The sequence below is a fragment of the Staphylococcus sp. GDX8P80P genome (assembly GCF_017893095.1).
GTDB lineage: Bacteria > Bacillota > Bacilli > Staphylococcales > Staphylococcaceae > Staphylococcus > Staphylococcus borealis.
On sequence record NZ_JAESMI010000252.1, the window covers coordinates 1 to 437 of the forward strand.

The window sequence follows — 437 nt, forward strand, 5'->3', positions numbered from 1 at the left end:
CCGTCTTCTCTTCTCTTTGTTACTTTATTGTTTAATTCAATATGATTTTTCTTTTGCTTGTTTATCATTTTCATAGAGATTAACCACCTTTTCCTTAAATTCATCTGCTATAGCTTGGTTACCGTGTAACTCAAATTTCATCAATAAAGGGACATGATATTGATTCGCGATTTCTTCACTAGCTTTCGCGAAATTCTGTCCCCAATTTCTATTTCCACTACCTGCTACTGCTTTAAGATTATGATGATTCACTTTCAAAAAATCTTGTACAGTATCAGGTACTTGGCCAAATCCAATTGTACCTGTAACCATTATAAATGGTTCATTTATTTCATTTGTCTTGTTTGCCTCAGTGAGAGCCATTGTGTCAGACAATCCTGCTCTCTGTATGAACCGTCGTACATTACCAGTTAAAGAGTAATAAATTATCTTCATAA

1 protein-coding gene is annotated in these 437 nt (G+C 33.9%); it reads right to left on the reverse strand.

What is annotated here, in order from left to right; genetic code table 11:
• Nucleotides 1–36: 36 nt before the first annotated feature.
• Nucleotides 37–435: a class Ib ribonucleoside-diphosphate reductase assembly flavoprotein NrdI gene (gene nrdI / locus KA858_RS12665; protein WP_037588716.1), complete on the reverse strand. Its 399-nt coding sequence runs from the start codon at nt 433–435 to the stop codon at nt 37–39.
• Nucleotides 436–437 lie beyond the last annotated feature (2 nt).

Excerpts from the sequence above, each read along its gene's own strand:
- nrdI (WP_037588716.1), bottom strand. The coding sequence starts at position 435 with ATGAAGATAATTTATTACTCTTTAACTGGTAATGTACGACGGTTCATA.